Genomic DNA, 13110 nt, shown 5'->3' on the forward strand with positions numbered 1-13110 from the left:
TGCGAGGAGGTCAGCGTGGCGGCATCGGTGTACGTGGTGGAGGGCTTCAGGCGCTGGATGCGCAAGCAGCCGCTGCGCGAGCTTGATCTGTGTCGCGCTGTCGCGGAAATGACGCGCGGGCTCGTGGATGCAGATCTGGGTAGTGGTCTCGTGAAGAAGCGGATCGGAAGATCCGGTGCGGGCAAGCGAAGCGGGTATCGGGTGCTTGCCGCGAATCGGCCAGGCGGCCCGTGGTTCTTCATTGAAGGCTATGCGAAGAGCGTCAGGGACAACATTGACACTGCGACATTGGAAGCCTGTCGACTTGAGGCGAAGGCCTTGATGTCGCTCTCCGAAGCCGCCTTGTCCAAATTTCGAAGCAGCAGATTGACGGAGGTGAACTGTGATGAGAAAGCGTAAGTCCGAGTTGATCGCTCGCATCCTGGACGACTGTCGGGAGTTCCATGCGATGGGAGGCCTTGATGACGACGGTCTTCGGGAGGCTGAGCATGTGTGCATCAGGCCGCCGGAGCCTTTGACCCGGGAGGACATTCGGGCGATCCGGGATCAATCGACCTACACCGTTTACACCTTGGCCCGGATGTTCAACATTCCCGCGCGCCGTCTGCGGCGCTGGGAGCAGGGCCTAGGCCGCGAGCCTCATGGCATGGAACTCCGACTCCTGCGGATGGTGCGGGACTTCGGTGTGAAGACGGTCTTTCCCTTGCGGGGCGGCTGATCGCTCCTGCACCTGGCTTGTCGATGCAGATCTGGGTAGTGGTCTCGAGCGCGGTGTCCGGGCGATCTTCTGAGGCCTACTTCAGCCCGCCACTCAGGAACGCCTTCAGCCGCTCGCTCTGGGGCTTGATCAGCACCTCGCGCGGGTCACCCTGCTCCTCGACGCGGCCCTGATGCAGGAACAGGGTGTGCGAGGACACCTCCCGCGCGAAGCCCATCTCATGCGTGACGACGATCATCGTGCGGCCCTCCGCCGCGAGGTCGCGCATCACCTTGAGCACCTCACCCACCAGTTCCGGATCCAGCGCCGAGGTCGGCTCGTCGAAGAGCATCACCTCGGGCTCCACCGCCAGCGCTCGAGCGATCGCCACGCGCTGCTGCTCGCCACCCGAGAGCTGCGCCGGGTACACGTCCTTGCGGTGCGACACACCGACCCGCGCCAGCAGCGCCTCGGCCTTTTCGATGGCCTGCGGGCGCGGCTGCTTCAGCACATGGATGGGCGCCTCGATGACGTTCTCCAGCACGGTGCGGTGGCCCCACAGATTGAAGTTCTGGAACACCATCGCCAGGCGCGCGCGCCAGCGCTGCAGTTGCGCGGCATCGGCGGCCTTGAAGCTGCCGTCGCGATCGCGGACCAGCTTGAGCTCCTCGGCGCCCAGCTTCAACGAGCCCTCGTGCGGTTGCTCCAGCAGGTTCAAGCAGCGCAGGAAGGTGCTCTTGCCCGATCCGCTGGACCCGATCAGCGTGATCACATCGCCCGGCTTGGCGGACAGCGACACCCCCTTGAGCACCTCGCGCTCTCCATAGCGCTTGTGCAGGTTGTCGACAACAAGACTGGCGGCGGACATCAACGGGCTCCCAACAATTTTCCAGTGCGGGTCGCCTCGCGACCGGCAACCTTCGCGATCCGCGCCCCGGTGGTGACCAGGCGCAGCGTGTCGCGGGCAAACAGCAACCCGTCGACCGGGCTCTTCAATTCCGTGACCGACGCGGTGATCGGATCGATGACGTGCGCGATGACGTCGCCGGCCTTGACCGTTTCACCGACCTCGCGCAGGAAGGTCAGCACGCCCGCCACCGGCGAGGCGATCGGGATCGAGCCCGCCAGCGGGCGCGCGTCCCCGACCGGTGCCGGCACGGCCGGCTTCTCGCCGTCCGGCGCGATCACGCCGCGCCAGGTCAGGAAGTCCACGATGGCCTGTGCATCCTTGGACGCCAGGTCGTGGTGCACGTCCTGCTGGCCGCGCAGCTCCACCGTCACCGACAGCGTGGCCTGCGGGATCGGGAAGCGATCGCCGAAATGGCGCTTCCACTTCCACCAGGTCTGCGAGCAGGCCTCGTCGAAGGGGTTGTCGCCCGAGTCCATCGCCAGCAGCGTCACGCCCGCGCCCAGGAAGGCCGCCAGCGGCTCGCACTGCGGCCAGCACGGGGTCTCGGTGTAGAGATGCATCATGGCCTGCGCGTCGCAGTGCAGGTCCAGCACGACGTCGGCGTCGCAGGCCAGCAGCATCAGCGTCTTGCGCAGCGCCTTGAGCTCGGTGTCGGCCGGCGCGGCCTGCACCTCGGTGCGCAGCGCGGCGCGCAGCACCGCGACGTTGCGCGCCGGGTCATCGCCCAGGCGCGGTTCGGCGGCGCGGGCGGCGGCCTCGATGTAATCGGGATAGTGGCGGTTGAAGTTCTCGCCCGAGAGGCTCTCGAAGCGCCCCAGGTGCGATTGCAGCCACCATTGCGACAGGCCGATGGGATTGGCCATCGGCACCAGCACGATCTCGCCGCGCAGCCGGCCGGCGGCTTCCAGCGCGTCGAACTGCTGGCGCAGGTGCCAGGCGGTCAGCATGCCCGGCAGCTCGTCGGCATGCAGCGAGGCCTGGATGTAGACCTTCTCGCCGTGACCGGCCTGGCCGTAGTGCAGCGAGACCAGCTCGCGCCGGGTTCCCGGCGCGGGACTGGGCAGGGGATGTTGTCGGACTTGCATCGGGATGTGGCCTCGATCAGCGCGGCATCAGCGGCTTGAGCCAGCGTGCCTCCGCCTTGTGGAACAGACCCACCAGCACCAGCGTCATCGCGAAGTAGAGGATCGCCGCAGTGATGAAGGCCTCGAAGGGGATGTAGTAGGTGGCGTTGACGTCGCGCGCGACGCCGGTGATGTCCATGATGGTCACGACGCTGGCCAGCGCCGTGCCGTGCAGCATGAAGATGGCCTCGTTGCTGTAGGCCGGCAGCGCGCGGCGCAGCGCATGCGGCAGCACGATGCGGCGCAGCATCACGCCGCGGCTCATGCCCAGCGACTTCGCGGCCTCGATCTCCCCGTGCGGGAGTGCGCGGATCGAGCCCGCGATGATCTCGGTCGTGTAGGCCGCCGTGTTCAGCACGAAGGTCAGGCACGCGCAGAACCAGGCCGAACTGAACAGCGGCCACAGCGCGCTCCGCTGCATCCACTCGAACTGGCCCAGCCCGTAGTAGATCAGGAAGAGCTGCACCAGCATGGGCGTGCCGCGGAAGACGTAGGTGTAGACCCACACGGTGCGCGACAGCCATTTGATGGGCAGCGTGCGCAGCACCGCCAGCGGTACCGCCAGCGCCAGGCCGATCAGCAGCGACAGGATCAGCAGCTCGGCGGTGGTCAGCGCGCCTTCGAGATAGCGCGGGAAGTTCTCGACGATGGCGTCCAGATTCATGAGAGGTCTCGTTCGATTCGGCGTTCGGGGCGCGTCGCGCTCACAGCGACTGACGGCGCACGCCGACGGACAGGCGCTTCTGGAGCTGGTCGAAGAGCAGCTCCGACACCGACGTGAAGGCCAGATAGATCAACGCCACCGCCAGATAGAAGGCGAAGGGCTCGCGCGTCGCGGCGGCGGCCTGCGAGCCGCGCATCATCAGGTCGTGCAGACCGATGACGGACACGATCGCGGTGCTCTTGATCAGCACCAGCCAGTTGTTGGACAGCCCCGGCAGCGCATGCCGGATCATCTGCGGCAGCGTGATGCGCCACACCACCTGGCGCGGGCTCATGCCGAAGGCCAGGCCGGCCTCGCGCTGCCCCGGCGGGACCGCGAGAAACGCGCCGCGGAAGGCTTCGGTCAGATACGCGCCGAAGATGAAGGCGATGGTCGCCACGCCGGCGACGAAGGGGTTGACGTCGATGTACGCCTCATGCCCCAGCGACAGCGCGATCGCGTTCACCGCGACCTGGCCGCCGAAGAAGATCAGCAGCATCAGCACCAGGTCGGGCACGCCGCGGATCAGCGTGGTGTAGAGCGTGGCGATGCCGCGCAGCACGCGCGACCTCGACAGCTTGGCCAGCGCGCCCAGGAAGCCCAGCACCATGGCCAGCGCCATCGAGCCGACGGCCACGCCCAGGGTCAGTACGGCGCCTTCAAGCAGGCTGGGCAGGAAGCCGTGCAGGATCATTCAGCGGTCCTCGTTCATTCAATCGGAAAGCAGCCCGGCCAGAAAGCGCCGGCCGGGCCTTGCAGGTCAGGACCGGATCACTTGGCCGAGATGTCGTACTCGAAGTACTTGTCGTTGAGCTTCTTGAAGGTGCCGTTGGCCTTCACCGCCGCGATGGCGTCGTTGAACTTCTTGCCCAGCGACTTCTCGTCGGCCTTGCGCATACCCACGCCGCTGCCCACGCCGAAGTACTTGACGTCGTTGTAGCTCGGGCCCACGAAGGCGAAGCCCTTGCCGCCCGGCGTCTTCAGGAAGCCGACATCCGCCGCGACCAGGTCGGCCAGCGTGAGGTCGGCGCGGCCGGACTTCAGGTCCAGGAAGGCCTGATCCTGCGTGGCGTAGCGGACGATCTCGCTCTGCTTGAAGGTGTCGGTCGCGAACTTCTCATGGATGGTCGCGCGCTGCACCGCGATCTTCTTGCCCTTGAGGCCGGCGGGCGAGAAGTCGAACTTGGCGTCGGCCTTGGCGGTGAAGCGGGCCGGGGTGTTGTAGTAGGGGTTGGAGAAGGCGATGACCTTCTTGCGCTCGTCGGTGATGGACATCGAGGCGATGACCGCGTCGATCTTGCGCGACTGCAGGGCCGGGATCAGGCCGTCGAAGTCCTGCTGGACCAGCGTGCACTCGGCCTTCATCTCGGCGCACAGCGCCATCGCCAGATCGATCTCGAAGCCCTTGAGCTTGCCGTCGGCACCGACTTCGGAGAACGGCGGGTAGGCGCCCTCGACGCCGATGCGGATCTTCTTCCAGTCGGGCGACTGGGCATGGACGCTGGAAGCGGCGAGGACGGCGATGGCCGAGAGGATGAGGCGGGCGAGCAGTGGTCGTCGTTGCATGAAGACTCCTTGTGAGTGTCGGTCGGTGGGTTCTCACCGCGGGTCCGTCGCGTGGCGGCATGTCGCGCCGCCCTGCGCGGACCCTTGTGCGGTCAAGCGTCCGATTGTTGCCATGCCGCACGCGTGGCGGCCATCAGGGTTAAAGAGAGTGCAAAAACTTGTCAGCGGCCTGGACGGTGGACACGGGGTCCTCCTCCTGGGCCAGATGACCGAGTTCCCGGAAGATCCGCAGCTGGCTGCCGGGGATGGCGCGGTGGAAGCGCTCGGCCGCCTCGACCGGGATGATCGGGTCCTTGCCGCCCCACAGGATCAGCGTCGGCACCTTGATCTTGTCCAGCAGCGCGTCGTGCGCGCCCGGGTCGCGCTGCGCCAGCCGCTTGGCCAGCGCGACTCGGTTGCCCTCGCGCAGGGTCAGTTCGAAATGGCGGTCGACCAACGCGGCGGTGACCTTGGTCGGGTCCCCGTACATGCCGCGGATGCCGCGATCCACCAGCGGGCGCGGCAAGAAGACGCCGATCAGCTGATGCAGCGGCGCCCAGTCGGGCATGCGGGCGCCGCGAGGGACGGTGGGGCTGGGGACGTCCAGGCCGTCGGCGTCGACCAGGATCAGCGCGCTGACCTGCTCTGGATGGCGGGCCGTGTAGAGCCAGGCGATCTCGCCGCCCAGCGAGTTGCCGCCCAGCACCAGGCGATTGATCTCGAGCTTGGCGAGGAACAGCTGGAGGAACTGCTCGTAGGCTTCGTCGCTGTAATCGCCCAGTGGCGACGGACCGGTCAGACCGAATCCGGGCAGGTCCAGCGTGATGACGCGCCGCGTGGTGCCGAGCGTCTTCACCCAGTCTTCCCAGGTGTGCAGGCTGGACAGCGTGGCGTGCATCAGCACGATGGGCGTGGTGTCGGAGCGGGGCCCCTCGTCGCGGTAATGCACCAGCTGCGTCTGACCGCCCGGCAGCTTCAGCTCCAGGAAATCGGATGGGGGCGCGCCCCAGCGCACGATCAGGCTTTCCAGCGGCCGGTCGGGCGCGCGGAAGGCCATCGCCAGGATGGCGGTGATCAGCACCAGGAAGCCCAGCAGCTTCATCAGCCGCGCGCCGAGGGTGGGGCGGTCGCTCATCGGCTGACCGGCGCGGCGGCTCATGCGGATTCGGTGGATCGCGCGGCGGCCTCGGCCGCAGCGGCAGCGGCAGCCTCGTGCGGCTCGACGATGGGCGAGGGTGCCAGCGCCGGATCCAGCGCGCGGCGCTCGTCGAAGACGAAGCAGTCGCCGTGGTAATGCGCGCCGCCGACTTCCTCGAAGTACTTGAGGATGCCGCCCTCGAGTTGATAGACGGTGGCGCCCAGGTTCTGCTGTTCCAGGAAGAGCGCGGCCTTCTCGCAGCGGATGCCGCCGGTGCAGTAGCTGACCACGGTCTTGCCGGCGAGTTCCTCGCGGTGGGCGCGCACGGCGTCGGGGAACTCGCTGAACTTGGTGATGCGCCAGTCGATGGCGCCGTCGAAGGCGCCGACGTCGACCTCGAAGGCGTTGCGCGTGTCCAGCGTGACCACCGGGCGGCCATCGTCGTCATGGCCCTGGTCCAGCCAGCGCTTGAGCGTCGCGGCCGGCAGCGCGGGCGCGCGGGGCGCCCGATCCGGGCGGATGGTCGGGTGGTTCATGCGGATGATTTCCGGCTTGACCTTGACCAGCAGCTTGCGGAAGGGGACGTCCTCGCTCCAGCTCTCCTTGGGCGCCAGCGCGGCGAAGCGCGGATCCGCGCGCAGCGCGTCGACCCAGGTGTTGACCGCCCCGGCGGGGCCGGCCAGGAACAGGTTGATGCCTTCCTCGGCGATCAGCACCGTGCCCTTGAGGCCCAGTGCCAGCGCGTGCGCGTGCAGCCGCTCGCGCAGGGCGTGCGGATCGTCGATGCCGACGAACAGGTAGCAGGAAATGTTGAGCATCGAACCGCTCGGAATCAGCAAAAACCCGCGATTGTAGGCGCGGGGCGGCCGTCGCACGCGGGCTCGGACGCTGTCTCCGGCTCAGCGCTTGGTATCGGGCGACTTGGGTTCGTTGAGCTTCACGTCCTGCTCGACCGGCTTGGCGCGCACCGGCGCGGAGGCGCTGCAGATCTCGGTGTGATCGGGGCTGTGCACGAACCAGCCGCCGCGATGCCGGCGCGCTTGGAGCAGCTCTTTCCAGGTCGCGGTGTCGGTGCGCAGCACCTGCAGGGCGGGGCGCTGATCGGCGGGCAGGGCGGAGGCGAGCGCGATCTTCTCGATGCCCAGACGCTGCTCGGGCTTGTCGTAGAAGCCCATCGCGCCGCCGCCGCGCGGCAGCGAGGACAGGAACTCCATGCCCTTGAGCACCCGGCCCACGACCGTGATGTTCAGGTCCAGACCGCGCGGCGCGTGGCCGATGACGGTGTAGAGCTCCGCGCCGGTGCTGGAGTCGACCGCGTTGCCGCGGCCCGCGCCCACCGTGCCGTAGCAGTGCGCCAGCCAGGCCTTGCCGGCCTTGGGGTCGGCGGCGACCGGGAAGCCGTCCACATGGCCGGCGCGCGGCGCCCAGCCGTCGACGTCGGGCAGCACGCTCAGCGGCAGGCCCTTGAGCGGGATGGAGAACTCCGCCGGCAGGTGGCTCTTGGCGCCGGTGGGGAAGGGCCTGGCCTTGCCCTTGATGCCGGCGTCCTCGTCGTCGGCGTCCGGGTCGCCCCACTGGGTGACGAAGTTGTCCTGGACGCGGACGATGGCCAGCCCGTCCCAATAGCCGCCGCGGGCCAGCGCCCGGATGTTGTCGACGTGGGCCGGCGCGAAGCGCGGCGCCAGTTCGATGAAGGCCTGGCCCTTGGGCAGGGTCATGACCAGCAGGTTGTCCGGGTCGACGTCGCGCCAGTCGGCGGCGGGCGCGGTGGCGATGATGTCGGCGCTGCCGCGGGCCGGCTTGGCGGTCGGCCGGACGGCGGCCTTCGCACCCGCCTTGACCTTGCCCGACTCGGTCGCCGGCGTGGCCTTGACCTCGCTGGCCGGGGCGGTGGCCGGAGCGGCCGGCGCGGGGTCGGCGGCCTGGGCCAGCAACGGGAAGGCAAGGGCCAGCGTGGCCATCAGCGGCAGGGTCTTCATCCATCGGCTCCGGGTGTGTTCGATGGGGGAGCAGCATAGCCTCCCTACAATCCCGGGATGGCTTTCGTTCACCTTCGTCTCCACACCGAGTTCTCTGTCGTCGACGGCACCTTGCGCATCGACGACGCCGCCAAGGCGGCCGCCAAGGATGGGCAAGTCGCCCTGGGGCTGACCGACCTGGCCAACATGTTCGGCGGGGTGAAGTTCTACAACGCCTGCCGCAAGAAGGGCGTCAAGCCGGTGCTGGGCGTCGAGGCCTGGCTGGAGCCGGACTCGGCCGACAAGCCGCCCAGCCGCATCCTGCTGCTGGTGCAGAACACGCAGGGCTATCTGAACATCAGCGAGCTGTTGTCCCGCGCCTGGATCCAGAACGTGCAGCGCAACCAGGCATTGCTCAAGATCGAGTGGATGCAGGAGCTCAACGAGGGCCTGATCTGCCTGGGCGGCTTCCAGTTCGGCCCGATCGGCCAGGCGCTGGTCGCCGGTGACGAGGCCCGCGCACTGGACTGGGCGCGCCGCCTGTCCGCGATCTATCCGGACCGCTTCTACATCGAGCTGCAGCGCGCCGGTCTGCCCGGCCAGGAGACGCTGCTGCGCCAGCTGGTGCCGCTGGCGGCCAAGGCCGGGCTGCCGGTCGTCGCGACCCACCCCATCCAGTTCCTGGAAGAGGACGACTTCGAGGCCCACGAGGCGCGGGTGTGCGTGGCCGACGGCGAGACCCTGGCCAATCCCAAACGGATCAAGCGCTTCCTCCCGAGCCAACATTTCAAGACGCAGGCGGAGATGGAGAAGCTGTTCTCCGACCTGCCCAGCGCGATCGCCAACACGGTGGAGATCGCGCGGCGCTGCAGCCTGTCGCTGGTGCTGGGCAAGCCGCAGCTGCCCAACTTCCCCACGCCCATCCAGGCCGACGGTCAGCCCATGCCGATGGAGCAGTACTTCCGCATGCTCTCCTACGAGGGCCTGGAAGACCGGCTGCAGCTGCTGTTTCCCGACGCGGCCAAGCGCGACGCGGCGCGGCCGCGCTACGTCGAGCGGCTGGAGTTCGAGCTGGAGACCATCATCAAGATGGGCTTCCCCGGCTACTTCCTCATCGTGGGCGACTTCATCCGCTGGGCCAAGACCAACGGCTGCCCGGTGGGCCCGGGCCGGGGCTCGGGCGCGGGCTCGCTGGTGGCCTACGTGCTGCTGATCACCGACCTGGACCCGCTGCAATACAACCTGCTGTTCGAGCGCTTCCTGAACCCCGAGCGGGTCTCGATGCCCGACTTCGACATCGACTTCTGCCAGGGCAACCGCGACCGCGTCATCGAGTACGTCAAGGACAAGTACGGCCGCCCGGCGGTGAGCCAGATCGCGACCTTCGGCACGATGGCGGCCAAGGGCGCGCTGCGCGACATCGGTCGGGTGCTGGGCATGGGCTTCGGTCATGTGGACTCGATCGCCAAGCTGGTCCCGGCCCCCCCGGGCAAGACGGTGACGCTGGCCAAGCTCCCGCCCGACTTCGACCCGGACAAGGCCAAGATGGTCTACGCGCGGCACGAGTCGCCCGAGATCGAGGAGCGCGAGGCGCAGGATGAGGAGGTCGCCGGCCTGCTGGAGATGGCGGCGCGGGTGGAGGGCACGGTGCGCTCCATCGGCATGCACGCCGGTGGCGTGCTGATCGCTCCGGGCAAGATCACCGACTTCTGCCCGCAGTACCAGCAGCCGGGCTCGACCTCGGCGGTCAGCCAGTACGACAAGGACGACGTGGAGGCCATCGGCCTGGTGAAGTTCGACTTCCTGGGTCTGGCGACGCTCACGATCCTGGAGCTGGCCAAGGACTTCATCGTCGGCCGCTATCCGGAGCACAAGGACTTCGCCTTCGAGACGATTCCTCTGGACGACAAGCGGACCTACAAGCTGTTCTCGGACGGGCTGACGGAGTCGGTGTTCCAGTTCGAATCCAGCGGCATGCAGCGCATGCTCAAGGACGCCAAGCCGTCCCGGCTGGAGGACCTGATCGCGCTGAACGCGCTGTACCGCCCGGGTCCGATGGACCTGATCCCCAGCTTCGTCGCGCGCAAGCACGGCAAGGAAGTGGTCGAGTACCCGCATCCGCTGGTGGAGCCGGTGCTGTCCGAGACCTACGGGATCATGGTCTACCAGGAGCAGGTGATGCAGACCGCCCAGGTGCTGGGCGGCTACTCGCTGGGCGGCGCGGACATGCTGCGCCGGGCGATGGGCAAGAAGAAGGCCGAAGAGATGGCCATGCACCGCGACCTGTTCCGAAAGGGCGCGGCCGAGAAGGGCATCGATCAGAACAAGGCCGACGAGGTCTTCGACCTGATGGAGAAGTTCGCGGGCTACGGCTTCAACAAGTCGCATGCGGCCGCGTACTCGCTGCTGGCGTATCACACGGGCTGGCTGAAGGTGCATTTCACGGCGGAGTTCTTCGCCGCGAACATGACCATCGAATCGGACGACACGGACAAGCTCAAGGTGCTGATGCACGACGCGAAGCTGTTCGGCATCGAGTTCGAGCCGCCCAACATCAACCTGGGCGTGGGCCGTTTCGAGCCCATGGGCGCGGACGAGGGCACGGTCAAGTCCACGCCCAAGGACGCCGGGAAGCCGGGCGTCACGCCGCGCGCTCGCAAGATCAACTACAGCCTGGGCGCGATCAAGGGCACGGGTGCCGGCGCGATCGAGGCCATCGTGCGCGCGCGCACCGAGGGCGGCCCCTTCACCAGCTTTTTCGACTTCTGCGCCCGCGTGGACCGCAAGGCGGTCAACAAGCGGGTGGTGGAAGCGCTGATCAAGGCCGGCGCCTTCGACGCGCTGCATCCCGATCGGGCGAGGCTGCTGGCCAGCGTGGCACTGGGTTACACCTATGCGGACAACCTGGCGCAGAACGTCAACCAGGGCGGTCTGTTCGACTTCGACGACACGCACGGCTCGTCGACGGCGGAGCCCGACTTCGTCGAGGTCCCGCCCTGGAGCATCAAGGAGCGGCTGAGCCTGGAGAAGACCGCCATCGGCTTCTATCTCTCGGGTCACCTGTTCGACCAGGCGGAGACGGAGCTGCGCAAGATGGTCAAGCGCCGCATCGTGGACCTGCAGGACAGCCGGGAGCCGACGACGGTGGCGGGCATCGTGTCGGACATGCGGGTGATCAACGGCTCGCGCGGCCGGGTGGCGATCTTCAAGATCGACGACAAGACCGACGCGATCGAGGCGGTGGCCAACGAGGAGCTGCTCAACGCCAACAAGGAGCTGCTGGCGGAGGACGAGCTGATCATCGCGGTCGGCAAGGTGCAGAACGACCGGTTCTCCGGCGGGCTGCGGATGAACGTGCAGCAGGTGTTCGGTCTGGCGGCGGCGCGGGCGCGCTTCGGGCGCTACCTGCGCACGGCGCCGAACTTGCCGGCGGCCGAGGTGCTGGACCTGATCAAGAGCTGGCCCGCCAAGCGGGTCGAGACCGAGCAGGGCGTGCTCAGCCAGGGGCTGGAGCTGCGCATCCCGATCAAGCGCGAGGGCGCGGTGGCCGAGCTCGGCCTGGGCGGCGCGGGCAAGTTCTGGCCCAGCGACGAGGCGCTGGAGAAGCTCAAGCCGGCGGAGATCGTGTACGACGCGGGTGGATGATCGCGGGATTTAAATGTTGTTTTGGCAAGAGTATTTCTGTATAACTCTTGCTTTATGAAGAGTTTGAAGACCTTTCCGTTCATCGTCGAGGACTCCCTGGAGGACCTGGGCGAGCGCATCTCGCTTGCGCGACGGGCACGTCGGCTCACGCAGCCGGATCTCGCCGCGAAGGCGGGCATCGGGCTCAGCACGCTGCTCTCGATCGAGAAGGGCGCGCCGACCGTGCAGATCGGCTCGGTGCTGATGGTGCTGTGGGCGCTTGGCCTGGAAGGAACTTTCGACACCCTCTCGGCGCTGGGCTCGGACAAGGAGCTGTCGGAGCTGATGGCGGATTCGGTGCCCTTGAAGGTGCGCTCGCCCAAGCGCAAGACGACATGAGCGAGTCCACGAAGCCCGTATGGATCTGGCGACCCGGTGAATCGCAGCCGACCGAGTGCGGCCTGTTCACGCTCAAGAACGCGGTGGGCACTTTCGAGTATCGGCAGAGCCATCTTGATGCCGACGGCCCGGCGCTCGACCCGGTTCATCTCGCGCTCGCGTCAAGGGTCCGGACGATCAAGGAGACCAAGCAGCACGGCTTGTTCGGCGTCATCCGCGATGCCAAGCCGGAGGGTTACGGCCTGGATCTGTTGTCCCACATCCGCAAGGTCGGTGTCGACGATCACATGTCGGTGCTCGAAGAGGCGGAAGGTGATTCGGTCGGCGCGATCGCGGTCTGCGACGACGTCTCGCGCAAGCAGGACTTCCACAGTCCGCCGTCGCAGGATCTGTTGGCGATCCTCGGGCACATCCCCGACACCCGCCCGGCCAGCGATGCGGTTCGGGAGGTCAAGGGCATCGTGGGCACCAGCGCCGGCGGGGAGCGTCCCAAGCTGACCGTCCTGCATGAGGGGCAGCAGTGGCTGGCCAAGCTCCAGGATCGTGGCGACCGGCCGCATTCACCCTTGCGCGAATTCGTCGCCATGCGGGTGGCGAGAGCCCTGGGCGTCAACGCCGCCGAAGTGCAGTTCAAGCGCGTGGACCAGCGCGAAGTCATCCTCGTGCGTCGATTCGACCGTCACGTGGACGAGCGGGGCGTGGTGACGCGCCGGCTCTACGCCAGCGCGCACACCGTGCTGGGCCTGGACAAGCAACCGCGCGGCAGCCGCGAGCGCTCCTACGTCGCCCTGGCCTTGGAGCTGAGGCGGTGGGGCGGCCGGGCGGGCGAGGACACCGTCATCGAGGATCAACGCGAGCTGTTCCGGCGCCTCGTGGTCAATGCCGTGCTGGCCAACGGCGACGACCATCCGCGCAACACCGGCCTGCTGTTCGTCGACGGGGCCTGGAGGCTCTCTCCGGCCTTCGACATCGCGCCGTATGGCCTCGGCTTCGCCGGCAACCAGGCGATGGA

General features: G+C 67.7%; 13 protein-coding genes. 5 read left to right on the plus strand and 8 right to left on the minus strand.

Features of this window, described 5'->3' with window-relative positions; genetic code table 11:
* Window positions 1-15: 15 nt before the first annotated feature.
* Window positions 16-399 carry a type II toxin-antitoxin system RelE/ParE family toxin gene (locus ABDW59_RS07170; RefSeq protein ID WP_343628897.1) on the plus strand — a complete coding sequence of 128 codons (384 nt, stop codon included), beginning with the start codon at window positions 16-18 and terminating at the stop codon, window positions 397-399.
* The gene (locus ABDW59_RS07175; RefSeq protein ID WP_343628898.1) at window positions 386-718 is read left to right on the plus strand and encodes a hypothetical protein; all 333 of its coding nucleotides are present in this window, start codon (window positions 386-388) and stop codon (window positions 716-718) included. Before ABDW59_RS07170 ends, ABDW59_RS07175 begins: the two co-directional genes overlap by 14 nt.
* Before the next feature lie 76 nt (window positions 719-794).
* On the opposite strand, the gene ABDW59_RS07180 is transcribed toward ABDW59_RS07175, so the two are convergent.
* From ABDW59_RS07180 to ABDW59_RS07215, 8 genes are all read right to left on the minus strand, one after another.
* Complete coding sequence (locus ABDW59_RS07180; RefSeq protein WP_343628899.1) at window positions 795-1565, minus strand: ATP-binding cassette domain-containing protein; 771 nt, start codon at window positions 1563-1565, stop codon at window positions 795-797.
* Entirely contained in the window at window positions 1565-2692 is a 1128-nt protein-coding gene (locus ABDW59_RS07185) for a succinylglutamate desuccinylase/aspartoacylase family protein (RefSeq protein WP_343628901.1), read from the minus strand. The genes ABDW59_RS07180 and ABDW59_RS07185 overlap by 1 nt, the downstream gene beginning before the upstream one ends.
* 16 nt (window positions 2693-2708) lie before the next feature.
* Window positions 2709-3395 carry an ABC transporter permease gene (locus tag ABDW59_RS07190; protein ID WP_343628902.1) on the minus strand — a complete coding sequence of 229 codons (687 nt, stop codon included), beginning with the start codon at window positions 3393-3395 and terminating at the stop codon, window positions 2709-2711.
* Window positions 3396-3435: 40 nt separating this feature from the next.
* Complete coding sequence (locus tag ABDW59_RS07195) at window positions 3436-4128, minus strand: ABC transporter permease (RefSeq protein ID WP_343628904.1); 693 nt, start codon at window positions 4126-4128, stop codon at window positions 3436-3438.
* A gap of 77 nt (window positions 4129-4205) precedes the next feature.
* On the minus strand, window positions 4206-5000 hold the full coding sequence (locus ABDW59_RS07200; RefSeq protein WP_343628905.1) for an ABC transporter substrate-binding protein: 795 nt from the start codon (window positions 4998-5000) through the stop codon (window positions 4206-4208).
* Between the two features lie 139 nt (window positions 5001-5139).
* Entirely contained in the window at window positions 5140-6138 is a 999-nt protein-coding gene (locus ABDW59_RS07205; RefSeq protein ID WP_343628906.1) for an alpha/beta hydrolase, read from the minus strand.
* Window positions 6135-6935 (minus strand): sulfurtransferase, encoded by an 801-nt coding sequence (locus ABDW59_RS07210; RefSeq protein WP_343628907.1) that lies wholly within the window; start codon window positions 6933-6935, stop codon window positions 6135-6137. Before ABDW59_RS07210 ends, ABDW59_RS07205 begins: the two co-directional genes overlap by 4 nt.
* Window positions 6936-7016: 81 nt before the next feature.
* Entirely contained in the window at window positions 7017-8096 is a 1080-nt protein-coding gene (locus ABDW59_RS07215) for a peptidylprolyl isomerase (protein ID WP_343628908.1), read from the minus strand.
* A 57-nt stretch (window positions 8097-8153) separates the two neighbouring features.
* Between ABDW59_RS07215 and dnaE the strand changes: the two genes are divergently transcribed.
* The 3 genes from dnaE to ABDW59_RS07230 all read left to right on the plus strand — a co-directional run.
* A complete protein-coding gene (dnaE, locus tag ABDW59_RS07220; protein WP_343628909.1) occupies window positions 8154-11720 on the plus strand; it encodes a DNA polymerase III subunit alpha in 3567 nt (1188 codons plus the stop codon).
* 54 nt (window positions 11721-11774) lie between these two features.
* Window positions 11775-12098, plus strand: coding sequence for a hypothetical protein (locus tag ABDW59_RS07225; protein ID WP_343628910.1), 324 nt, complete (start codon window positions 11775-11777; stop codon window positions 12096-12098).
* On the plus strand, window positions 12095-13110 hold a 1016-nt coding region (locus ABDW59_RS07230; RefSeq protein WP_343628911.1), incomplete at its 3' end, for a type II toxin-antitoxin system HipA family toxin. The genes ABDW59_RS07225 and ABDW59_RS07230, both read left to right, overlap by 4 nt.

The sequence above is a fragment of the Roseateles sp. genome, from assembly GCF_039595295.1.
Taxonomy (GTDB): domain Bacteria; phylum Pseudomonadota; class Gammaproteobacteria; order Burkholderiales; family Burkholderiaceae_C; genus Roseateles.